The organism is Actinomycetota bacterium, assembly GCA_028698215.1.
Taxonomy (GTDB): domain Bacteria; phylum Actinomycetota; class Humimicrobiia; order Humimicrobiales; family Humimicrobiaceae; genus Halolacustris.
The window spans coordinates 67,279-89,592 of the sequence record JAQVDY010000004.1 but is presented as its reverse complement, the minus strand read 5'-3'; the positions used below and the strand labels follow the sequence as shown (position 1 = coordinate 89,592).

The following is a 22,314-nucleotide window of genomic DNA, read 5'->3' as shown; positions in this document are numbered from 1 at the left end:
CCTGCTAGTTTTATTAGTTCGTCAGTCGTAGAACCCATGGCGGAAACTGTTACTACCACCTCTTTGCCAGCTTTCCTGGCCTGTATTGCCCTTAATGCTACCCTCCTGATTTTTTCAGCGTCGGCTACAGAGGTACCGCCAAACTTCATTACTATTATATTACGCTTTTCTCTCATTATAGCTGTTATTGCTCTATATTAATTTTTTATATTATCTATTTGTTTTAAAAATTCGTCAATTTACAATTGAATTTTTCTCAGAACTGTCCCCTGTTAGCAATAGCCCTTCCCAGGGTAAGTTCATCAGTGTATTCCAAATCCCCGCCCACAGGCAGGCCGCTGGCCAGCCTGGTTACGTTTATAGCACGGTCGCCCATAATCTTTTTAATATACATGGCCGTGCTTTCACCTTCCACTGTAGGATTAAGTGCCAATATTACTTCCTTTATATCCCCTTCGTCAATCCTTTTTAGCAGTGAAGGCAATTTTATGTGTTCAGGACCAATATCTTCAATAGGAGAAAGAAGTGCCCCCAGCACATGGTATAATCCCCTGTATTCGCCTGTAGACTCTATCGTGGCTACATCGCTGGGAGACTGCACTACACATATTTTACTTCTATCCCTGGCTTGATCCCTGCAGATATCACAAATATCTTCCTGGCTTAAATTGTGGCATTGCCGGCAAAACCCAACTTTATCCTTCATTTCCAACAAAGATTCTACCAGGTGGTCAATATCTGCTTTGGGGCGGCTAAGCAGGTAAAACACTATTCTTCTGGCAGATTTAGGTCCAATAGCCGGTAATTTACGGAACTCATTGATTAGATTTTCTACTGCTTTTATATATAAGGCCATAACCGTTCCTTAAATTAAAATAAACCGGGAATATTCAGGCCTCCTGTCAAGGATCCCATCTCTTCCTGCATCTTCTGCTTGGATTGGGAAATAGCATCGTTTATAGCCACTACCACCATATCTTCCACCATTTCCAGGTCTTCTGCATCTACCATTTCCTTATTTATTTTTACTTCCAGTACCTCTTGCTCACCGTTAACCTTTACTTTAATTGCCCCTCCTCCGGCAGAAGCATCAAATTCGGTTTTTTTTAGTTCTTCCTGTATCTGCTGCATTTTTTTTTGCATCATCTTTGCCTGTTTCATCATATTACCGTAATTCATACCCACTGTTTTACTCCTTTATTTTAAATTTTTCTTTCAGGTAGTCATAGACCTTTTCAGTAGAATCAGTTTCCTGCACTTTTTCTGTTTCCAGTTCAGCTTCATCCTGATCATAGTCCGCCGGTTTTTCCCGGGGAAGTTCTATATATTGAGTATCTGATTCCGTGGAAAAGGTAATCTTAAATTTCTTTCCAACAGCCTGTTGAACAGCTTTAGCCACTATATCCAAATTCTCTGGCCGGTTAAGCTGCTGTTTATGCCATTCTTTATTTTGGTCCAGATAAAACCATAAATCGTTCTTATCAATTTTGTAGGCAGAGGTTTCTACAAACATGGCATGCACCGATATTTTAGCCCTTTTAACCAGGTTGATGATCTTTAGCCAGTTCGTCTTTAAACTATGGTCTCCCGGTAGACTTGAAGCCTCTTGGGTTACACTAGGTGGACTGCTTTTTTGGACTACAGGCTCCCCATTTACAGATAGGGCCCTAACCATGGTGGTTTTAAACAGGGTTTTCGCCAAGTGGCCATATCTTGCCTGTTTTTGTAATTCAGAATATAACTCAATCAAGTAATTCAGGTCTTTTGCATTTATGCGGTTTGCCTGAGACTTATACCTTTCACTGATATCTGCAGCTATATTTTCTATTTGTTCTGGAAACTCATAATTTTTATATACAAATAACAGGTAAAGGTGGTTAAGCCATTCCTGTACGAAGTTACCTAGGTCCTGGTTTCTGTCAAACAGCCTATGGGCAAACATTATGGCTTGCTCCAAGTCTTTTTCAATCAAAATATCTGCAAACTCAAACAAAAGTTCAAAATCCAGTACTCCCAGCAAAGTAGTGACATCATCTATGGTTATAGTACCTGTCCCATACGAAGACAGCTGCTCCAGCATGCCATCAGCATCCCTTAGGCTTCCATCTGCATATTTAGCTATTATGTTAAGGGCTTGATCCTCGATGGAAATATTTTCCGTTTCAGCTACCCTTTTAAGCTTCTTTACTATTTCTTCTACAGGTATAGGATAAAAATCAAAACGCTGGCATCTGGACATAATAGTAGGCAGAACTTTGTGGGGCTCAGTGGTAGCCATAATGAACACAAGGTGGGAAGGTGGCTCTTCCAGTACTTTTAAAAGAGCATTAAAAGCTGACACTGAAAGCATATGTACTTCATCGATGATGTATACTTTCTTTCTTAACTTGCTGGGGAGATACTTAACTTTTTCCCTCAGCTCCCTTATATGCTCTACCCCATTATTAGAAGCTGCATCTATCTCTATCACATCTACATGGTTTCCGTCCGATATGCTTATACAGCTGCTGCATTTATTGCAGGGGTTGGGAGTAGGTCCCTGTTCACAGTTTAAGGCTTTGGCCAGGATGCGGGCAGTGGATGTCTTTCCGGTACCCCTGGGCCCGCAAAACATATAGGCATGGGATAACCTTTCTTTTAAAATAGCGTTTTTTAGAGTCTTTACCGTATAGTCCTGACCAATAATTTGGTCAAAATCCTGCGGTCTCCATTTTCTGTAAAAAGAAATATATCCCATAATTCTCCTTAAGATAAAGCCGTGCAGCGGAATTCGATTTACCGCAACAGGTGCCCCTAATGCAGTTTGCTCCAGCCAGGTTCCCTCATGGCACCCGAAGTTTATTGCTTACCGCTGCTTCCTTTCGAATCTGACGGGGTTCGCAATTCTTCGCCGCATGAGACCCAGCTTTCATCGCCACTTACACCAGGTCAAACCCTACTGCGGGAAACCTCAATACCGTTGTTCAGCCTCACTATAGCGGATTGTGAGTTCAGGGCACCGCTAGCTCCCCGCCTAGCACGGCCTAATTGATTATATAAAATAAATGCAAAAAAATAAAATTACTATATACCTTATTTTAGCCTATCCCAGGTTTACCCCTGTAAATATATTTTACATTTAAATTTAAAGTTGTAGAATCATTCTTTAATTATTAGGATAGGAATTTATGGCTGATTCTACCTCAAAATTTAACAAATTACAGGTTTCCTTGTCTGCTACCAGCCACCTGGTAACAGACCTGTATTCCAGCTTTATAGTAGGGTTGATACCAGTACTGGCTACAAAATTTGGGTTGTCTCTTTTTTTGGTAAGCATTCTTACTTCCACCAATTATATTGCCAATAGTTTTACCCAGCCAATCTTTGGTTTGCTTTCAGACCGGCACGGAACCAAAAAATTTATGGTAGCAGGACCCATGCTGGCAGCCATATTTATAAGCATGCTGGGGGTATTGCCCTCCTATTGGTTAATTTTAATTTTCCTTTTTTTGGGAAATCTTTCTATTTCTGCCTTTCATCCTTCCAGCGCCTCTATCGCCGGCCACTTCGGTGGAGAAAAAAGGGGATTGGGAAACAGCATAATTTCCTTTGGGGGTAATCTTGGTTATGCGGCCGGGTCCCTGTTTATAATATTTATAATAGAAAAAATTGGTTTGCCCTATACCCCTCTAACCATGGTGCCAGGGATAATCATGTCAGCTATTTTACTGAAAACCTTAAAGTCACCAAATTTAAACCTGCCGGCAGGACCGCACACCAATATTTTTAAAAAAGTAAAAAAAGTAAAAAAACCGAAGCTTGGTTTACTGGCCATAATTATTTTTACCTCTTTTTCCAGGGATCTGATCTGGGTTTCTTTGGCTACTTTTCTTCCACTTCATTTTACCCAGAAGAATATAACTTTGCTAAACGTAGGTTATCTGCTTCTAGCTTTTGGGGTTATTGGAGCTATAGGTGGAGTAGTATCTGGATACCTTAATGATAAGGGAATCAGGAGCACTATACTTATTCAACTGGGTTTGCTGCTATGCCTTCCTCTTTTCTTTTTAGTGTTTAGAACTGAAGGAATGTGGTCAATCCTATTCTATATCAGTGGAGGTTTTTTCCTTATTTCCACCCTTCCGGTGTGTATAAGATTATCCCAACAGATACTTCCTGCCAACCTTGGCCTGGCGTCCTCTCTGGTAATAGGCCTTAGCGGCGGCACAGCCGCTATAACTATGATATTTTTAGGAAAGGTAGCCGATATGATAGGGGTAGTAGCTACAATGAATATAATACTGGTTATCCCCTTGGTGAGCATAATGCTGCTTTTATTTTTTCCCTGGCTTAAAGCCAGATCTTAACTTATATCTTTAAGGGATAAAGATATCCTATTCCTCTGCAGATCTATCTCTATTACTTTAGCCTTAATTTGCTGATGCATGCTTACTACATCCTGTACCTGTTTTACATAATTATCTGACAGTTGGGATATATGTATAAGTCCGTCACTTTTAATTCCAATATCTACAAAGGCACCAAAATTAGTAATATTGGTAATGATGCCATTTACCATCATTCCTGGCTTTAGGTCTTCTATGGTTTTAAGTTTGGAGTTAAATTCGAAATCGTCTACCCTGTTGCGGGGATCCCTGCCTGGCTTAGCCAGTTCTTTGACTATGTCCTTTAAAGTAAGCAAACCTGCATTACCATCCACATACCGGGATAAATCTAATTTCTGTTCTATTTGCCTGTCCCCTATCAAATCTTTTACTTTCACCCCTAAATCTTCCGCTATCTTTTCTACCAGATAATAACTTTCCGGATGAACAGAGCTATTATCTAAAGGGTTAGTGCCTTGCTCTATCCTTAAAAAACCCGCGCACTGCTCAAATATCTTATCTCCCAGTTTAGGCACTTGCTTAAGTTCTTCCCGGTTTTTAAACGAGCCGTTTTGGCTTCTGTAATTTATTATATTTTTAGCTATTTTGGCCCCTAATCCAGATACATACATCAGCAAATGCCTACTGGCTGTATTAAGGTTAACCCCTACCATATTAACACAGCTCTCCACTACCTGGTTAAGGCTTTCTTTCAGCCTGGCCTGGTCCACATCATGCTGGTATTGACCTACCCCTATAGACTTAGGGTCGATTTTAACCAGTTCTGATAAAGGGTCCGCCAACCGCCTTCCAATAGAAACTGCACCTCTCACTGTAACATCATGATGGGGAAATTCTTCCCTGGCTGCTTCAGATGCAGAATAAATGGAAGCTCCGCTTTCGCTGACTACAAATACCTTTACTTTATCTGGAAGGTTTAGGGAATCTATGAACTGGCGGGTTTCCCTGCTGGCCGTACCATTGCCGATAGCTATTGCTTCTATGTTAAACCGGGATATCATTTCCCTGATAGACTGGGCCGCTTCTTGTTCTTTTTTTACTGGAGGATGGGGATATATGGTATGGTTATAGACTAAATCCAGGTTTTCATCCAAGCATACAACTTTGCACCCGGTACGGTAGCCGGGATCAATAGCAAGTATTCTCCTTGAACCCAGTATGGGCGCCAGCAGCAGCTGTTTGAGATTATGGGCAAAAACTGCTATAGCTTCACTATCTGCGCTCTCCTTGGCTTTTGCCCTAAATTCATTTTCCATAGATGGAGCCAAAAGCCGCCGATAACTGTCCCGTATGGCCAACATTACCTGTTGGCTGGCTTCATTGTTTGATTTTATATAAATTTTTTCCAGTATAGATATACCCTCTGCAGAATCAGGGCTTATCATTACCCTAAGGTATTTTTCCTTCTCTCCCCTGATTATAGCCAAATACCGGTGTGAACTTATTGTGGCTAGAGGTTCCAAGTAATCAAAATAGTCTTTATATTTTAATGCATCTTCATTATCTTTATTTGTACATATGGACTGAACTACAGCTTTCTTGGCAAAAAGGTTTCTGATCTTTTCCCTAGCTGGCCTGTCTTCGTTTAACCATTCAGCTATTATGTGCCTGGCTCCTTCCAGGGCAACATCTGGGCTGGCCACTTTTTCACTGGTATAATTTTTAGACTCAGCTTCTAAATCAAAATTACCCTGATCCCATATCTTTTCTGCCAGGGGCTCCAGGCCCCTTTCCCTAGCTATTGATGCTTTAGTTTTTTTCTTGGGCTTATACGGAAGATAGATATCCTCTAATTCTGATATAGTCTCTGCTTTCTCTATATTGCCTTTAAGCTCAGGATTTAGTTTCCCCTGTCGTATAATTTCCTTTAAGATGGTTTCTTTTCTAAGCCCCAGTTCCACTAATTTTTTTTCTTCTCTTTCTATTTCCTGTATAAGGACTTCATCCAGGTTCCCAGTAGATTCTTTCCTGTACCTGGCTATAAAAGGAATAGTATTTCCCTGTTGAAGAAGACTCAGCGTGGCTTCAACCTTGGTTTTATCCAAGTTCAACTGGTTAGCAATAATGTTTGAATAATTTTCCATAACATCCTTTAGCCTTTGAGAATAAACAATATCCTATACTGGATTGATTTAGGAATCAATAAAAAAGAAGTAATGATTATTTTATCTATCTCAAACCTGAAACAATTTATCTTATGGCGGAGAGAGAGGGATTCGAACCCCCGAGGCAGCTTCGAGGCTGCCTACTCGATTTCGAATCGAGCGCTTTCAGCCAAACTCAGCCATCTCTCCCCAACCTTTTTTGCACTGCCTTACCCTTAAGTTCCCTCAGGGCATCAGAAGCAATCCACCGGGCAGTTTCTGAATCTATATTACTTATTTTTTCAGCAGTTTCAATAGCTAAATTATTTAAGGCATGGTTTCTTTTCCCTATTTGCCTTAAGGCCCAATTAACTGCTTTTTTTACATAATTTCTAGGGTCGGTGCTATGGTAAATAATTAAAGGTAAGAATTTGCCAAACTTAGCATCTTCTAACTTCTTATCCCCTACAGCCAAGGTAGCCATTAATACAAAGGCAGCCCTTTTTATAAATTCCTCTTCCCTGTAAGCCCAATTAACTGCCATGCGGCAGGCATAGGGGCTAAACTTAAACAGGTTATTGCATACCTGGTCACATAAATCCCAAGATTTAAAATCCTTGGCCCATTGCTCCATCTGGGCTTTAGTAACCATGGCAGGGTTATCCACCATGCTGGCTAGTATTCTGGCCTCATGTATACCGCTTTGCCATAATTGAAGGGCGATGCTATGGTTTTTCCCTATAGCTTTGGCTGTTTTACGCAAAAAAGGTATGGAAAGACCCAGCTGGCCTGAAACATTTATACCGTAACCTGTTCTAGCCAAAACTGTTTTCCGGTCGGCATTAAGCTTAAGTACTTTTATTATATAGCCCACATCATCCATTTATAATTATGCTCTCCCATAAATTTTCCGCTATTTGTACCACATCTTCTTTTTTTGACAGGCTCTTTATCCAATGTGGCGGTATTTCCCCCAGCCCATAGTAAGTGCCAGCTAGCCCTCCTGCCTGGGCGGCAGTAGTATCAGTATCATGCCCCAGGTAAATAGCTTCCAATACCGTGTCCTGATAGCTGCTATTATTTAAAAGACACCAAATAGAGGCTTCCAAACTCTCCACTACATAACCTCCAGAAAATATATTATCCCTGCTAACTTTTGAAAGGTCATCATTTAGAATACGGTCATAATAAGGTAGCTGTTCATCTCCAGCAAAATAGGAGGCAATTGCTTTTTGCATATTCCTATAAGCCTCTATCAAATTTTTACCGGACAGAATTTCAACAGCAAGCTGAATATAAATGCAACAGGCTATAATTGACCGCTGGTGGGCATGGGTAATGGCCGAAACCTTTCCAGTTATATCAAGTCTCTGGGAGATTTCCATATGATAGCAATAATAAGCCAGGGGTAAAATCCTCATCAGGGAGCCATTGCCATTACTGTCTTCTCCAGTCAGTCCTGAGTGTTGTGGATCTTTTCCCCGCTTTAAATTATTTATGGCCATTCTAGTAGTCTTTCCTATGCCAAAGGCAGTGCCCTGGGGTGTCAGGTAACCATCCTCTAGCCAGGCTACAAATTTATCTGCTATGTTCTTAAGATTGAAACCTCCGGTAAGGCTTTGGGCAAGACAAAGGGTAAGTGAACTGTCATCAGACCATATGCCAGGGCTTTTTTCTATAGAAATCTTCTGGTAGCGGGCCATTTGTTTCCGGGAAAAACCTTCATATGGCACTCCTAATGCATCGCCAATACATAATCCCAGAATTCCTCCACTTAGCTGTTCTTTCTTCATTTAAACTGCCAGCCTGTACTCATTCTCCTTAAGCCACTGCTGGCAATATTTGTAATCTGGCAGGGCTAAAGATACTTTTTCCCAAAATTTCCTGGAGTGATTGTGTTCCAATATATGTATCAATTCATGGATTATTACATAATCTATTACTGCAGGAGGAGCCATTATTAAACGGTAGGTAAAATTTAAATTACCCTTAGCTGAACAAGATCCCCATCTCTTGCGGGCAGAGGTAATACGCACTTTCCTGTAACTTATACCCAGCCGGCATGCTAGATTTTCCACTCTTTGCAGTAAATATTTTTTTGCCTTCCTTTTAAGCCAGCCTACTATTAGCTTTTTTTGTTGTGGTATCCCAACCTTGGGGATGAAAAAGCCACCATCAAATCTTAAATATTTGCCGTCAATATAATTTACAGGATAATATTTGCCGCATAGCAGTACTCGCGGGCTGGATCCTAAATCCAGGGCAGGCTCTAGTTGGGCCCTGGCTTGAGCCAGTTTTTTCTTTTGGTGAATCCAATTTGCTTTTTTGCTTAAAAAGACCTGTAACATACCAGGGTTAACCATAGCCGGGGCCCTAACTATTAGCTTTCCCTGAGGAGTTATTTCCAATCCTACAGTCTTCCTGGAAGACTGTATTAATTTATCAATCCTTATTTGCCCCATTACCATTTAACCCCGCAGGAAGGCCAGCTTTTGCGGGCCTCAAAAACAAATTTATTTTTTACCAGTTCCTGGTCTATAAAATCAAATTTATCAGACATAAAACCTTCAATTTCTTCAATGGTTTTAAATGCTTCCGCCTTGGCTCCCCACTGGCTTAAAAACTGTTGACCCGGGTTATTTTGTAAATAAAAGGCACCAATAAAAGTACCGCTGACCCTTAGTACCCGCTTTATTTCTGTCATAGCCATCTCCTGGGAAGGTATTCTGCTAAACCCCAACATGGATACAACCATACCTATAACCCCTTCCAGCAAGGGTAACCGGTTTAGGTCACAGCAAATAAAAATAGCATTTTTTAGCCCTAAGTCTTCATACCTTTGTTTTGCTCTTAACAACATAGAAGGGTCAGTATCTGCTACCAATATGGATGCTTCCTTGTATTTTTGAAAAGATTTTTTTACAAAAAGATCACTTCCTGAGGGAATATCTAAAGCCACTGCCCTGAAAGTCTGGGGTAAATTGATCTTGCCGGCCAAGGATTCACTTTCTTTAACCATCAGCTCTTCCCATTTAATTAAGGAACCCTGGCCTTGTTCTGGAATTTTAAAATCAGCTTCTTTTAGTTCTGCCCTAAAATTTATGATACTTTCATAAATAGGATATTTTATATCTGAATCTTCCACTTCCAAAAAAATATCAGAGGGATCAGGCTTTAGCCTTTTTCCAGTTTGAGGACATTTCATTTTTCTTACCATTGAATTTAGCATACCATGCTCCCTTCATAGTTGATTTCAGGCTAATTTGGCGGAGAGAGAGGGATTCGAACCCTCGAGGCAGCTTACGCCACCTACACGCTTTCCAAGCGTGCGCCTTAAGCCGCTCAGCCATCTCTCCTTAACCGAAGCAATTATAACATTAGATGAGGGTGTAAGTCTTTATTATATGGAACATAAAATAAAAATCAATCAGCTAAATGCACCTATTTTTCTTTTCACGAACTTGTATGTTTCAATTACCCATAATACTATGGTAGCTAGAGAAAACAGCAATAGCCATTGGGTAAAAGTAATTGGTGATACCCCTAAAAGATTTTGCATGAAGGGAATGTAAAGGCTGGCCAAATGTATTCCTTGTGCGGCTAAGACTCCTCCTATCAGCAAATAGTTTCTGCTCAGGGAAACCCTAAAGGTGGAATTGGATTCAGAGCGGCAATTAAAAACATGTATGTTCTGCATTAGAACCATCAGCATCAGTATAAGGTTTCTGGCTGAAGATATTTCATATCCTTTTTCCATTAAATAATACCAGGTACCAATGGTAATTATAGCCATTGATATTCCTGATATCAGGGTTTGTTCTATCATAAGGCGGTTAAATATTCCTTCATTGGGGTCCCGTGGTTTGCGGGCCATTGCCCCTGGCTCTCCGCCTTCAAAAGCAAGTGCTATATCCTGTATACCATTGGTTACCAAATTAAGCCACAATATTTGTATTGCTACCAGGGCCAGTGGCAACCCCATAAATAATGCAGACATAAAAATCAATATCTCTGCAGCCCCCGTAGAAATGAGCAAGTAGGTTACTTTCCTTATATTATCATAGGCAAACCTCCCTTCTTCTATGCCGGACACTATAGAAGCAAAACTATCATCAGTAACTATAATGGAAGCTGTATCCTTAGCAACATCAGTACCAGAACCCATAGCTACTCCTATATTAGCTTTCTTTAAGGCGGGAGCATCATTTACGCCATCCCCGGTAACTGCTACAAAATTTCCTGCTTTTCTTAATAAGTCAACAATATTTAATTTCTGAATAGGAGATACCCGGGCAAACACCGTAGCTTGCCCTATCTTTTCCTTAAGCTCTGCACTTATCTCTTGTCCCTCTTCTAAATCTTTTAGCTGTCTACCGGTAAGTACCTTATCCATATTTTGGGCAATGTTAAGCTTTTGGGCAATGGACAGGGCTGTTTCTGGATGGTCACCAGTAACCATAACTACCCTTATGCCTGCTTTCTGACTCTTTAGCACTGCCTCTTCTACTTCCGGTCTTAAAGGATCAGAAAAACCTATTATGGCCAGCAAGCTGAGCGAACCAAGGTCCTTAAGGGTTAAATTTTCATAATTATCCTTATTTATTGAGTCGGAAGTAGCTACAGCTAAAACCCTGTACCCCTGCCTGGTTAGCTGGTTTACAAAATCCAAAATTTTATCCTGGTTATAAGGCTGTCCGGGGTTCTGGGGCCATACTTGTTTAGCCATAGGGACTACTACTTCTGCTGCACCTTTGACTACTGCTTTAACCTTATCATCCTTTTGATAGACAGTAGCAGAAAACTTGTTTTCTGATTCAAAGGGTATCCCGCCCAAGTATGAAGTTTTATATCTTAAGTGCTTGGGGTTAATCCCAGCTTTATAGGCAAAAGATAACAGGGCAATTTCTACCGGATCGCCTGCATGGGTCCACTTGCCATCATCCTGCTGCAGGCTTGCTTCATTATCCATTATACAGGCTTCAGCTAACTCAGATATAAATTCATCCTGTTCTGTTTTTAGGCCATTGGCATCTTCTATATGGCCTTGATCGTTATATCCCAGGCCAGTAACTTCATAACTTTTTCCTGAACCCGATATAACCTTCTGTACCGTCTGGCGGTTAACCGTTAAGGTACCGGTCTTATCACTGGCAATAAGGGTACAGCTTCCCAGGCTTTCTACAGCAGCTAATTTCCTTACTATTACATTTCTCTTAGCCATTCTATTGGTAGAAATAGATAAGGCTACTGTAACCGCAATGGGTAAACCTTCCGGTATAGCAGATACTGCCAGGGCAATTGCAAGTAGAAAAACTTCCGAATACCCATAGCCCTGTAACAGGCCCACTACCGCAATCACCGCTGCTGCCGCCAGCACTATGAATCCAATCTGTTTGGCAAACCTGTCCATCCTTATCAGCAGTGGAGGCTTTACATCATCAGCAGCATACACTGCTTCTGCTATCTTGCCTATTTCTGTTTCCAGGCCCGTAGCTACCACCACCCCCCTGGCCCTGCCAGAACTTACTGTGGTGCCAGCAAAGACCATATTGGCACAATCACTAGTAGCTCTCTCGTCAGCCATGGTTTTGATGTTTTTTTCTACTGTAGTTGATTCTCCGGTAAGGATAGATTGGTCCACGGTTAAATTATTGGTATTTATCAACCTAAGGTCTGCCGGAACCTTGTCTCCTGGCTGAAGCAGTACAATATCCCCGGGCACTAACTGGGAGGCATCTATACCTTTTTCCTCGCCCCCTCTTATAACCCTGGCCCATTTCTTTAAATAACTTTCAAGAGATTGAGCACTTTTCTCTGCTTTGTACTCCTGATAGGTTCCCAACCCTGAATTAAGCACTATCACTACCAATATAAATATAGTGTCTTTGTATTCTCCCATGGCCAAGGAAACAACAGCTGCAGCTAGTAGTATATAGATTAAGGGGCTTTTAAATTGTCTTAATATGACCTGCCAAACCGTAATAGCCTTTTTTGAAGGAATCCTATTAGGCCCATATTGCTCTATCCTTTGTGCTGCTTCTTGGGCGGTCAAACCTGTACGGTCTGTATCCAGTTCCTGCAGAGTCTCTTCTACTGTTTTTAAATAGCATTTTAACGCTATTTTCTCTTTTTCAACCATAATGGTTACACGTAAATAATGCCTTGATTCATATTGTATAAAATATAGAACAAAGCCAGGTAATCTCTTAAGTGACGGGTAATAAGGAAGTTGCCTATAACATACTCTGCTGCTGCTTTTCCCATTTGTTGCCTAACTTGCTGCCTGTTAATCAAATATCTTATGCGGTAGGCTGCTCCTTCTGGAGAGTGCACTAAAAAACCGGTCTGATGGTTTTGTATCTGTATGGTAATACCTCCCACTGCTCCCCCTACCACCGGTTTACCCTTATACATGGCCTCAGTAACCACCAAGCCAAAGCCCTCCTTAGTAGATTTTTGGATGATTACATCCGCAGCTCTCTGTAAGGCATTAATTTGGGTATTGGAACCTGGGTCCAGAAGAAGGATATGTATATCAGGGTCATTTCCAGCCGCCTTTCTAACTTCCTGCAGAACCATTTCTCCTTCAGGGTCGTCAGAGGCAGTGCCTCCTGCCAGTACCAGCTGGATATCCAGTTCCTTTTTTACCAGCCGATAAGCTTCAATTACACCTACCGGGTCTTTAAACTTATCAAAACGCGATACCTGAAGAAGCATGGGTTTAGAATCTGATAATCCAAAAGAGGATACCGCTTTTTTAATTTCTTCCGGGGCCATATCACGATTTTTTTCAGCCAGTGGGTCTATGGAAGGAGGTATAAGATACTGGGGATGCGGTAGAGGACGTGAAAACTTAGCTATGGAATAAATGCTGGCCTCATAACCCAGTAGATGCTTCTTAAAAAATTTCCAAAGGGATAATTCCGGTTTAGAAGTATCGATATGGCATCTCCATACCCACTTGCTCTTATTATGGGGGTAGTAGCTTACCAAAGCCAGGGGCTGGGGGTCATGTATAACCACTATGTCTGCCTCCAGGTTTAGGTTCTTGGCATTTTTACGGTTTACCTCCAAATAGTAATCCAAGGTTTCAGGGCTGAAATTTATCTTTTTTCCCTGCATGGCATTGTGCATGGATTTAGTAATCTCATAAAAGGAAGGCTCTGCCTTTATGGTTTCCCAACGGCAGTCTATGCCTAACTCACATAGCAAGGGCACCAGGCGGTGAAGTATTTCAGCTACTCCTCCCCCATCCTTGGTAGAGTTTACCATCACTACTTTTTTATTTTCAGACAATTTGGCCAGCCGGTAAAGTTGGTCGATTTTATCCTTGCCAACTATATGCTGATAGGCTGCTAGCATGCTCATAACTTCCCCATTAAGGTCAATAGTTTTTCTCTTACCTCGGCCAGGCTGAAGAAATAGAAATCTATATTCCTTATTTCTTCTACTAAATCCGGAAGGTTAAAATTTGATTCTATCCATACTGAAAAATCATCTCCCTGTTTAGTTTTATGGCGTTTTCTGGCTTCATAAAAGTGGTAATAGAGACTGGAGTCAGGTATGTGTGATAAAGCTTTGGCAAACTGCCCTATAGTACTGGCCTCATTAGAGGTATCCAATACTATGGTAGCCGAATAGCTGAAATAGAATTCAAAACCGGGCCTAACCCAGGGTACAGTCGGTAAATCCCACAAATGCTCCTCCAGTATGGACACCATTACTTCTTTGGCTTGGGACACATAGGGAAAGTCATAAGGGTCAAAACTGGCCAGCTTTTCCGCCAAGGCTATATCTTCCAGGGCTTCTGCAGCCCAATTGGCAAAGTCATTAGGGTAATCTTTTAAAGTTAAACCATACTTTAAATGAGACTGGTATAGATGATGGAAGATAACTCTATCCGGAGATCCTTCAAGTATATTTAGAAACTCTTTTAGGTTCTGGGCCCTCTGCCCAGTAGGGCTTACCAGTACAACGCTATCCTTAAATATGAATTTTTCAGTTTTTTTCTTAACCATTTATCAAATAGATAATTTAAATATGGGCCAGATAACTGGCCCTGTTAATAATTATGTAAAAAAAGCCAGGGAAATACAAACCCTTAAAATTTATAAATCAATAAATCCCACTTTTTTTCTCCAGCCCAAACCTTTACTTCATGTTAGGGGAAGCAAAGGGCCTGGGTTGCCATGTCCTAATTGTCAGGGCTGCTATTTACGACCTAGAACTGCATTACCCCCGGCTATTATTAAAACCATTTACAGAATTGCAGCTCGCAGCCATGCTGATTGTTGCTTCGTCTGTTTATCCCCTTGCCAATTGGCTTAAAAGCTAATGAGTCAAATTATTCCAAAACCAGGGAATAGATTACAGCAGAAACCTTAGTATCATTGCCCACTATGAGTCCTACCTCCTGGTTTCTGGGAATCTTATAAATGTCTATTGCGTTTATTATTTCCTTTTCTTGTCCATTGGACCTAATTACTGCCGAAAAATAAGTTTGGCTGTTTTGAGCCAATACTATATTTTCCCCTATTTCTTTTTGATTGGGTTCATTTACAAGCTGCTCTACCAGCAGGGTGCTTCCATCAACTATACCTTTTAAAATGGCATTGGCAAAAAATTCATTTTGCCCATCTACAGGCTTAACTTCAGCCTGCTGGCTTTCATCCAGCCATAACTGGTAAATTATTTTTTCCACCACCCCGTTTTTTACATCCAATCCTACTTCCTGCCCGGTAGGTATGTCTTCAATACTTATACCTTGAACATATTCAGCTTCTGTACCATTTCTTACCAAAACACTCAGAATGGCCTGGCAATTGCTGGAATGGGTTACCTGATCCCCTATTTCCTGCTGGTTGGGTTCATTTATCAGCTGCTCTACATATAGCTTTTTTTGTCCTGCATCATAGCTTTTTAGTATGGCGTAAGCGAAAAAGGAATTACTCTCCTGTTCAGCTTCCCCACCTACCTGCTCCTCCTGTTCCGGTTCTGGAGAAATTTTTTCGTCCGCAACATTATCCTCCTGCTCCGGTACTTGTTTTTCAGTGCTTTGCTCTTCTGTAGCTGTCTCCTGGGGAACAGTAGACTTTTCTTGCTCTAATGCTGGCCGGAAAAAACATCCAGAGGATGCCAGCAGCATAGAGGTAAGGGCTATGATTGTTATTGCAGCAATTAGTTTGGTTTTAGTTTTCATCGATTTTACCTCCTTTTTTTCACTAAATTATAATGATTTAGATGATAATTTCAAATTCCAATGATGTCCTAATTTAAAATATGATGCTGAAAATGGTTTTAAGCAATAGATAGAATTATGGCGGAGGAGGAGGGATTCGAACCCTCGAGGCGGGCTAATACCCACCTAACCGCTTAGCAGGCGGCCCGTTTCAGCCACTCACGCACTCCTCCCAACGAGTATTGTATATAATAACAACTATTGTAAAAAAAAGCATCAAGCTTATCCGCAAGCTATTGTAATATATTTATACTATATTTTAAAACATTTATTTAAAAAAATATCCTTGTTACAGAGGCCCTATGTTATTAAAATATATAGGTATAAACAAAATGGTACTACCTGCATCAATAAAAGACCTTATATTATGAAATATTTAAAAAAATTAATCCAAAAAATAGACCAAAGAGGGTATAAAGCCTACCAGCAATTAAGGGGAAGCTATGATTTTGAAGACTTTACACTGTATTTAGACCATATACAGGGGGATCCCTTTGCCGCTCCTTCTAAATTACGGGCCAGGGTTATGCAGGAAAAAGCAAAATTTAGCCCCGGCCTGTTTAACACAAAACCCCGTAGGATAGCCCTGCAGGATTATATTACCCGGGCTTTCAGCCAAGCTATCAACAATTTATCCCTCTCAAAAACTGGCAGCGGCAAGTCGGGCTTGCTGCATATAGATTGCGGCAGACAACATATACTGGAAAGAACTTCATGCACAGTTAACCAAAAATTAGTGGAGGTATGCTTTTATGCCGGTCTTCCCGCCAGGGGCCGTAGGATAATGGGCAGGGAGTGCGAAACCCTTCTAATGGAAAAAATTCCCAAGATTATATCTCTTTCCCTGTTTTATTCGGCCCTAAATAAGGATGATTGTATAAACTATATTCAGGTATGCGAAGACCAGGTTTATTTGCGGAAGCAGCTGCCAAACCATAATCTGGTAGCTTTTATTGCTAACGGCTCCATCCTTCCCCGAAGAAGCGGGGTCTCAGATAAGCCCCTCTCCCTAGAAGATGCCGTACCTTTTAAATCTCCCCCTCAACTAGAGATAGAGCTTACTGCTCCCCATAAAGGAAAAGTTAAGGGTATGGGCATTCCCCCCGGCATAACCTTGATAATTGGAGGAGGTTTCCATGGCAAAACAACTCTTCTGGAAGCAGTAAAGCAGGGTGTATACAACCATGTTCCCCAGGATGGCAGAGAATATGTAATAGCCCTAAAAAACGCAGTAAAAATCAGGGCGGAGGAAGGCCGTAGCATACAAAAGGTAGATATTTCTCCTTTTATTAATAATTTGCCAAGAGGTAAAAACACTCAGAAATTTAGCACCCCCAACGCCAGTGGGAGCACCTCCCAAGCCGCTAATATTATGGAAGCACTAGAGCTGGGAACAGATTTATTATTAATAGATGAAGATACCTCTGCCACCAATTTCCTTATCAGGGACCCAATAATGCAAAAAATAGTTCCCAATAATAAAGAACCTATAACCCCATTCATTGACCAGGTTAAAAATCTTTTTAAGCAGTATAAAACTTCTATTCTCATGGTAATGGGAGGCTGCAGTGATTATTTTGAAGTAGCTGACCAGGTGATTATGATGGATACATATCTGCCTGCACTGGTTACCAACCAGGCAAAACAGATGATTAAAAATAAAAAAGATAAAAGAAATAACGAAATCCCCGGCTGTTTTGGTGCCATAACTGAGAGGATACCCCTGCCGGAAAGCATCAATCCTTACCGGGGGAATAAAAAGAAAATAAAATCCAGGGGCATAAGCCAGATTACATTTGGGTTGGAAGATATTGACCTTTCAGCCCTGGAACAAATAGTTGACTCCAGCCAGGTTAACGCTATTTCAGAAATAATTTATTATGCTTTAAAGAATAAATATATTGACGGCAGCCTTACTCTTAGCCAGTGCCTGGATAAAGTAATTTCAGATATTAGTACTGGTGGGCTAAAGGTCATATCCCCTTTTGCCTCTAAACATCCGGGCAGTTTTGCCCTGCCCAGGAAAATAGAAATAGGTGCAGCCATAAACAGGCTTAGAAGCCTAAAAGTGGTACAGAAAAAGCCATAGGCCTATTGGGAAATAACTTCCAGCAAACTGGTAGCCGCCTCTTGGGGACCATTCATCTCATATCCTTCTATGCCCAGCCTGGTTCTAATCTGGCCTACCTTTATGCCTTTCTGGAAAAAAGCTTGAAAATATTTATCTGCTATTTTCTCATGCAAATCTTTATATTGGGGAGCTCCAAATATATTTGCAAAATAAGAATGAGTCAATCCAGTTGAAGTGGTAGTACCCTTACTCATTACCGTACCTTCCCTAAACATCCGTAAAGCATCCCTATAATTGCTGTTAAACTCGATAATAGGATGATCCTGGTCAACATTTTCATAGTTATTAGCATAAAGGATCAGGTTTATTTTCCAGCCCTTTAATATGGTATCAATATTGGTAACCGGCAATACAATCCTGGCATTAACCTGATTGGGGCTCATGATAATAGCCCGGTCCATCTGGCCAAAAGCATACCCTGGCTGTAAGTCATCCAATCTTAGGAAAGCACCTATTTCAGTACCATAGCCTAAAATTTGCCCTGATTTTAATTCAACCGATCCCATATCATCAGCAATAATAGTCATATCCCGAATATATTTCTGGCCTAATATTCTCAGTGCCTCCAATGTCTCGGATTTGCCTGCTCCTGTGTCCCCCACCATCAGTACAGTAGCATCCTCCCCACCTACCAGTTTTATATTAACCAGTGCTCCATGGAAAGGCCACCTGCCCCTCTTCATCATAATAATATTGTGAAGGGTAAGTACCATTTTTTTAAGATACCCAAAATAGCCAAAACGATCAGCATTGGGAACTGCCGCTATCATTAAATCATTTTCAACATCATCATAGAAGACAGTAGGAAAATCAGCCAAGTCCTTGATTTGGGATTCCTCAACCCCAAACAGGTATACAGCATCCGGTTTTGTACCTAAATTATCATCTTCTACCAACTCAAACAGATTGGACAGCGAGAATCCTAATTCATAGAAATGACGATGGAAAAATATATAAATAGCCAACGGGCCCACCTGTGCTGGATAACATAGCCAATCCTCTTTATTTATTTCTACTTTTTCTAAAGGATTCTTATCCAATCTCTCGAAGCTTCCAGTCCTTTTATTCATAGGAGGGTTCAACACTAAAGGAGGGTAAATTAAGGCTTGCCTGATTACAGGTATTCCTTCCAGTTTTTCATAAAGGCCTGGGGGCATTCCCAATTTTTTAGGCTGGGCAATAGCTGCCACTTCGGAACCTGCCCTAACCTGCCGGTATATGCGGGGATGTTTTCCAGTAATATTTTCCTGTAAATCCCTGTAGGTTCCCCTTACCAGATGAGTAAGTGTTTCTACAGTCTGGTTAAAAGTACGGTAAGGTTTTTTATCTAATGCCTCTATTTCTGAACTACAAATTACAAACCTTTCAAAACTTCTCCAATAATTGTAAAGATATTCTACAAAATCATTGAGCAGTTCACTTTTTTCAACTAAAAAATTGTATTTCTCTGCCATTTTTGGGATTAGCCGGGCAGGATAAATAGTTAACAGTTTTAGAACCCCTATCAGGCTTTCTTCTGTGTTAGAATCAATATCCCTGCCCTGGAAGATTCCCAGAAGTGGAGAATGATGCTTCTGAAGGTTTTTTATACAACGCCTTATCACCTCAGCAAATAATTCACTTTCCACAAGTTCTTCAGAAGTTTCACATATCCTTCTATCAATTTTTATAATTACCTTCTTATCGGTAATATTGTAGGAATAAATAGCCATAAAATCCTTACTGTGCCAATTTTAATATGTTTATTATATCTTCTTTTCTGAGCTCCAAAAAGTTGCCAGGATTTCCAAATTCCACACCTTTGGCCCCCATCTCCTCAAACCGGTCATGGCCTATATTTATTTCGCTTAACCTTATGGGCATCTTAATTTGGGTATAGAACTGCTCCAGCCTTCTTATTCCCTGCAAAGCGGTCTGCTCTAAATCAAATAAATCAGGGTCAACATTCCATACCCTGGTAGCAAACTGGGCAAACCTCTCCAAATCACTTTTATAAACATATTTCATCCAAGCCGGGAAAACTATAGAAAGTCCCGCCCCATGGGCTATATCGTAGATAGCGCTAATTTCATGCTCTATCATATGAGTGCCCCAGTCTCCTTGTCTTCCAGTAGTTAAAAGATCATTATGAGCTACTGTTCCCGCCCACATAATCTCTGCCCTGGCATCATAGTTTTCCGGTTCCTCCAAGACAATAGGGGTAAATTTAATCATTGTTTTTAAGACAGACTCGCACAGCCTGTCCGTAAGATCAACATTCTTAACCCGGGTAAAATATCTTTCCATGACATGGGCCATTATATCTGAAGCTCCGCATGAAGTCTGGTAAGCAGGCAGGGTAAAGGTAGTTTCCGGATTCATAAAAGCAAATTTGGGCCTGATGAGTTCGCTTTCTACCGGTCTTTTGTAGTCATTACTATCATTAGTAATGACCGAACCATTGCTGGCTTCGCTTCCAGCTGCAGGTATGGTTAGTATTGCTCCTACCGGTAATGCCTTGGTTACAGTTGCCTTCTTGGTATAAAAATCCCATACATTGCCCTCATGGGGGACTCCTATGGCAATGGCTTTAGCTGAATCGATTACGGATCCTCCCCCTACTCCCAGTATTAATTCAATCTTGTTCTCCCTGCACAGCCTTATACCTTCCTGGACTAGGCTTAGCCTGGGGTTTGGCTGTACTCCGGACAGCTCAACAAAACCTATATCATTTTCTCTTAAGGATTTTAATACCTGCTCATAAAGACCATTCTTTTTTATGCTGCCGCTACCATAGTGGAAAAGGATTTTTTGTGCATATTTTTTAATTTCCTGTCCTATTTTTTTCTCAACACCTCTGCCAAAGATGATTTTGGTTGGCATACTAAACTCAAAATCCTTCATATCTATTACCCCTCCCCCTAGCTATATTATAAAATGGTGCGCCTGAGAGGATTCGAACCCCCAACCGATGGATTCGTAGTCCACTGCTCTATCCAGTTGAGCTACAGGCGCGCCTTTAAGCTGCTTAACTTTATAACAAAAATAAGACTTAAAATCAATCAGCTGAAAACGCTCTGTCCTGTTATGCATCACCTGGATGCCGGAAAACAATTTTATTTAAAATTTAAATAATCCTTTCAGGCTTTCCACCTATTTTCTGGTTTTTAACCCCCGATATGTTGATTATTAAGCTAAGTGGGCTGCAATTTATAATGTTTGGCTATTGTGCTATAATAACTATAAAAATAAACATATTTAACCTAGCTAATTTAAGATACAGGTTTGGCTTTATTTTTTAAGCTTAAATCATCCACTTAAAATTACTACTTAAGTTGAATTCAGCCAGGTATTTTTTTAACATTATTAATATAAGACATAGGTGATTAAAGTAAAGACTGAACTAAAATTAAAACAAATAAAACAATTAATACAAAAAGGAAAAGATAAAGGCATATTGGATAGCGAGGATATCAAAAGCACTATCACTGATTTAAAATTAAATAAAAATCAAGCCAGTAATATATTCAAGGCCCTGGGCAAGCTTAATATAGATATTCATTCTGAGGCTCCAGAAGATGATTCTAGCACCAAGCATAGTGCGGTTAAACACGTTAGTGATGCTTCCTTTAAATTTACCTCTAAAGACCCCGTCCAGATGTACCTAAAGGAAATTGGCAGAACCAGGCTGCTATCGGCAGTGGAAGAAACCCAGCTGGCAAAAAAAATTGAGGAAGGTAATTTAGCGGCAAGGCAAGCCTTGATTAAGGCAAATTTAAGATTGGTAGTCAGTATAGCCAAGAAATATGCAGGAAGGGGCCTCTTATTTTTAGACTTGATTCAAGAAGGTAATTTAGGGTTAATGAGGGCTGTAGAAAAATTTGACTACCGTAAAGGGTACAAGTTTTCCACTTATGCTACCTGGTGGATTAGACAGGGAATAACCAGAGCAATCTCTGATCAAGCCAGGACCATAAGGGTGCCTGTCCATATGGTGGAAAATATCAACAAGGTAATTCGGACCCAACGTAGGCTTATTCAAAAGCTAGGCAGGGATCCTTCCGTGGAGGAGATTTCTGATTCTACGGAATTCAGCCCAGATAAGATTAGGGAAATTATTAAAATCAGCCAGCAGCCAATTTCACTGGAAACACCTATTGGTGATGAAGGTGATACCAGCCTGGAGGATTTTATCGAGGATACGGAAGCCAAAGAACCGGCAGAAGCTGCTTCCTTTTTTATGCTTCAACAGCAGCTGCACCAGGTACTGTCAACTTTAAATGACCGGGAAAGAAAAATCCTGGAATTAAGGTTTGGACTGCATGATGGCCATCCCCGAACCCTGGAAGAAGTGGGCAGGGAGTTTAATGTTACCAGGGAAAGAATAAGGCAAATAGAATTTAAAACTTTGAGCAAACTCAAAAAATCCAGTGCCGGAAAAAGCCTTAGGGGATATTTTTAAAATAATTGTTCCCAATAAAAATGGCTCACCTTGTT

Annotated in this window: 18 protein-coding genes, 4 tRNA genes and 1 other RNA gene; 3 read left to right on the top strand and 20 right to left on the bottom strand. The window is 40.7% G+C overall.

What is annotated here, in order from left to right:
• From PHN32_02610 to ffs, 5 genes are all read right to left on the bottom strand, one after another.
• Positions 1–176 (bottom strand): aspartate kinase (locus PHN32_02610; protein ID MDD3776481.1); only part of this gene is annotated, 176 nt, incomplete at its 3' end.
• An 80-nt stretch (positions 177–256) separates the two neighbouring features.
• On the bottom strand, positions 257–856 hold the full coding sequence (gene recR / locus PHN32_02605; GenBank protein ID MDD3776480.1) for a recombination mediator RecR: 600 nt from the start codon (positions 854–856) through the stop codon (positions 257–259).
• 14 nt (positions 857–870) lie between these two features.
• Positions 871–1,179 (bottom strand): YbaB/EbfC family nucleoid-associated protein, encoded by a 309-nt coding sequence (locus PHN32_02600; GenBank protein MDD3776479.1) that lies wholly within the window; start codon positions 1,177–1,179, stop codon positions 871–873.
• Between the two features lie 10 nt (positions 1,180–1,189).
• Positions 1,190–2,737, bottom strand: a complete 1,548-nt coding sequence (gene dnaX, locus PHN32_02595; protein ID MDD3776478.1) for a DNA polymerase III subunit gamma/tau — start codon at positions 2,735–2,737, stop codon at positions 1,190–1,192.
• A 19-nt stretch (positions 2,738–2,756) separates the two neighbouring features.
• Positions 2,757–3,022: signal recognition particle sRNA large type (gene ffs / locus PHN32_02590), an RNA gene on the bottom strand.
• Positions 3,023–3,167: 145 nt separating this feature from the next.
• On the opposite strand from ffs, the gene PHN32_02585 reads away from it, so the two are divergent.
• Positions 3,168–4,346 carry an MFS transporter gene (locus tag PHN32_02585; GenBank protein ID MDD3776477.1) on the top strand — a complete coding sequence of 393 codons (1,179 nt, stop codon included), beginning with the start codon at positions 3,168–3,170 and terminating at the stop codon, positions 4,344–4,346.
• Here the strand turns inward: PHN32_02585 and PHN32_02580 are convergent.
• From PHN32_02580 to PHN32_02525, 12 genes are all read right to left on the bottom strand, one after another.
• Positions 4,343–6,469: a Tex family protein gene (locus PHN32_02580; protein MDD3776476.1), complete on the bottom strand. Its 2,127-nt coding sequence runs from the start codon at positions 6,467–6,469 to the stop codon at positions 4,343–4,345. The genes PHN32_02585 and PHN32_02580 overlap by 4 nt on opposite strands.
• 114 nt (positions 6,470–6,583) lie before the next feature.
• Positions 6,584–6,679, bottom strand: a tRNA-Ser gene (locus tag PHN32_02575).
• Positions 6,666–7,352 (bottom strand): DNA alkylation repair protein, encoded by a 687-nt coding sequence (locus tag PHN32_02570; protein ID MDD3776475.1) that lies wholly within the window; start codon positions 7,350–7,352, stop codon positions 6,666–6,668. The genes PHN32_02575 and PHN32_02570 overlap by 14 nt, the downstream gene beginning before the upstream one ends.
• A complete protein-coding gene (locus PHN32_02565; protein MDD3776474.1) occupies positions 7,345–8,262 on the bottom strand; it encodes an ADP-ribosylglycohydrolase family protein in 918 nt (305 codons plus the stop codon). The genes PHN32_02570 and PHN32_02565 overlap by 8 nt, the downstream gene beginning before the upstream one ends.
• Entirely contained in the window at positions 8,263–8,937 is a 675-nt protein-coding gene (locus PHN32_02560; protein ID MDD3776473.1) for a SprT family zinc-dependent metalloprotease, read from the bottom strand. It lies immediately after the preceding gene.
• Entirely contained in the window at positions 8,931–9,698 is a 768-nt protein-coding gene (locus PHN32_02555; GenBank protein ID MDD3776472.1) for a class I SAM-dependent methyltransferase, read from the bottom strand. The genes PHN32_02560 and PHN32_02555 overlap by 7 nt, the downstream gene beginning before the upstream one ends.
• A gap of 35 nt (positions 9,699–9,733) precedes the next feature.
• Positions 9,734–9,825, bottom strand: a tRNA-Ser gene (locus PHN32_02550).
• A 71-nt stretch (positions 9,826–9,896) separates the two neighbouring features.
• Positions 9,897–12,608, bottom strand: coding sequence for an HAD-IC family P-type ATPase (locus tag PHN32_02545; GenBank protein MDD3776471.1), 2,712 nt, complete (start codon positions 12,606–12,608; stop codon positions 9,897–9,899).
• A 5-nt stretch (positions 12,609–12,613) separates the two neighbouring features.
• A complete protein-coding gene (locus PHN32_02540) occupies positions 12,614–13,837 on the bottom strand; it encodes a glycosyltransferase (protein ID MDD3776470.1) in 1,224 nt (407 codons plus the stop codon).
• On the bottom strand, positions 13,834–14,487 hold the full coding sequence (locus tag PHN32_02535; GenBank protein MDD3776469.1) for a DUF5752 family protein: 654 nt from the start codon (positions 14,485–14,487) through the stop codon (positions 13,834–13,836). Before PHN32_02535 ends, PHN32_02540 begins: the two co-directional genes overlap by 4 nt.
• A gap of 326 nt (positions 14,488–14,813) precedes the next feature.
• Positions 14,814–15,668, bottom strand: coding sequence for a hypothetical protein (locus tag PHN32_02530; GenBank protein ID MDD3776468.1), 855 nt, complete (start codon positions 15,666–15,668; stop codon positions 14,814–14,816).
• A gap of 118 nt (positions 15,669–15,786) precedes the next feature.
• A tRNA-Ser gene (locus PHN32_02525) sits at positions 15,787–15,880 on the bottom strand.
• Positions 15,881–16,074: 194 nt separating this feature from the next.
• Between PHN32_02525 and PHN32_02520 the strand changes: the two genes are divergently transcribed.
• Complete coding sequence (locus tag PHN32_02520; protein ID MDD3776467.1) at positions 16,075–17,796, top strand: ABC-ATPase domain-containing protein; 1,722 nt, start codon at positions 16,075–16,077, stop codon at positions 17,794–17,796.
• Positions 17,797–17,798: 2 nt separating this feature from the next.
• On the opposite strand, the gene PHN32_02515 is transcribed toward PHN32_02520, so the two are convergent.
• From PHN32_02515 to PHN32_02505, 3 genes are all read right to left on the bottom strand, one after another.
• Complete coding sequence (locus PHN32_02515) at positions 17,799–19,550, bottom strand: phosphoenolpyruvate carboxykinase (GenBank protein ID MDD3776466.1); 1,752 nt, start codon at positions 19,548–19,550, stop codon at positions 17,799–17,801.
• Between the two features lie 7 nt (positions 19,551–19,557).
• A complete protein-coding gene (locus tag PHN32_02510) occupies positions 19,558–20,721 on the bottom strand; it encodes an iron-containing alcohol dehydrogenase (protein MDD3776465.1) in 1,164 nt (387 codons plus the stop codon).
• Positions 20,722–20,755: 34 nt separating this feature from the next.
• Positions 20,756–20,832, bottom strand: a tRNA-Arg gene (locus PHN32_02505).
• A gap of 367 nt (positions 20,833–21,199) precedes the next feature.
• Here PHN32_02505 and rpoD point away from each other — a divergent pair.
• The gene (rpoD, locus tag PHN32_02500) at positions 21,200–22,279 is read left to right on the top strand and encodes an RNA polymerase sigma factor RpoD (protein ID MDD3776464.1); all 1,080 of its coding nucleotides are present in this window, start codon (positions 21,200–21,202) and stop codon (positions 22,277–22,279) included.
• The last annotated feature ends 35 nt before the right edge of the window (positions 22,280–22,314 follow it).

What these genes read in the sequence shown, in the direction of transcription:
- recR (MDD3776480.1), bottom strand. Translation starts at nt 856, where the DNA reads ATGGCCTTATATATAAAAGCAGTAGAAAATCTAATCAATGAGTTCCGT.
- PHN32_02600 (MDD3776479.1), bottom strand. Translation starts at nt 1,179, where the DNA reads ATGAATTACGGTAATATGATGAAACAGGCAAAGATGATGCAAAAAAAA.
- dnaX (MDD3776478.1), bottom strand. Translation starts at nt 2,737, where the DNA reads ATGGGATATATTTCTTTTTACAGAAAATGGAGACCGCAGGATTTTGAC.
- PHN32_02585 (MDD3776477.1), top strand. Translation starts at nt 3,168, where the DNA reads ATGGCTGATTCTACCTCAAAATTTAACAAATTACAGGTTTCCTTGTCT.
- PHN32_02580 (MDD3776476.1), bottom strand. Translation starts at nt 6,469, where the DNA reads ATGGAAAATTATTCAAACATTATTGCTAACCAGTTGAACTTGGATAAA.
- PHN32_02570 (MDD3776475.1), bottom strand. Translation starts at nt 7,352, where the DNA reads ATGGATGATGTGGGCTATATAATAAAAGTACTTAAGCTTAATGCCGAC.
- PHN32_02565 (MDD3776474.1), bottom strand. Translation starts at nt 8,262, where the DNA reads ATGAAGAAAGAACAGCTAAGTGGAGGAATTCTGGGATTATGTATTGGC.
- PHN32_02560 (MDD3776473.1), bottom strand. Translation starts at nt 8,937, where the DNA reads ATGGTAATGGGGCAAATAAGGATTGATAAATTAATACAGTCTTCCAGG.
- PHN32_02555 (MDD3776472.1), bottom strand. Translation starts at nt 9,698, where the DNA reads ATGCTAAATTCAATGGTAAGAAAAATGAAATGTCCTCAAACTGGAAAA.
- PHN32_02545 (MDD3776471.1), bottom strand. Translation starts at nt 12,608, where the DNA reads ATGGTTGAAAAAGAGAAAATAGCGTTAAAATGCTATTTAAAAACAGTA.
- PHN32_02540 (MDD3776470.1), bottom strand. Translation starts at nt 13,837, where the DNA reads ATGAGCATGCTAGCAGCCTATCAGCATATAGTTGGCAAGGATAAAATC.
- PHN32_02535 (MDD3776469.1), bottom strand. Translation starts at nt 14,487, where the DNA reads ATGGTTAAGAAAAAAACTGAAAAATTCATATTTAAGGATAGCGTTGTA.
- PHN32_02530 (MDD3776468.1), bottom strand. Translation starts at nt 15,668, where the DNA reads ATGAAAACTAAAACCAAACTAATTGCTGCAATAACAATCATAGCCCTT.
- PHN32_02520 (MDD3776467.1), top strand. Translation starts at nt 16,075, where the DNA reads ATGAAATATTTAAAAAAATTAATCCAAAAAATAGACCAAAGAGGGTAT.
- PHN32_02515 (MDD3776466.1), bottom strand. Translation starts at nt 19,550, where the DNA reads ATGGCTATTTATTCCTACAATATTACCGATAAGAAGGTAATTATAAAA.
- PHN32_02510 (MDD3776465.1), bottom strand. Translation starts at nt 20,721, where the DNA reads ATGAAGGATTTTGAGTTTAGTATGCCAACCAAAATCATCTTTGGCAGA.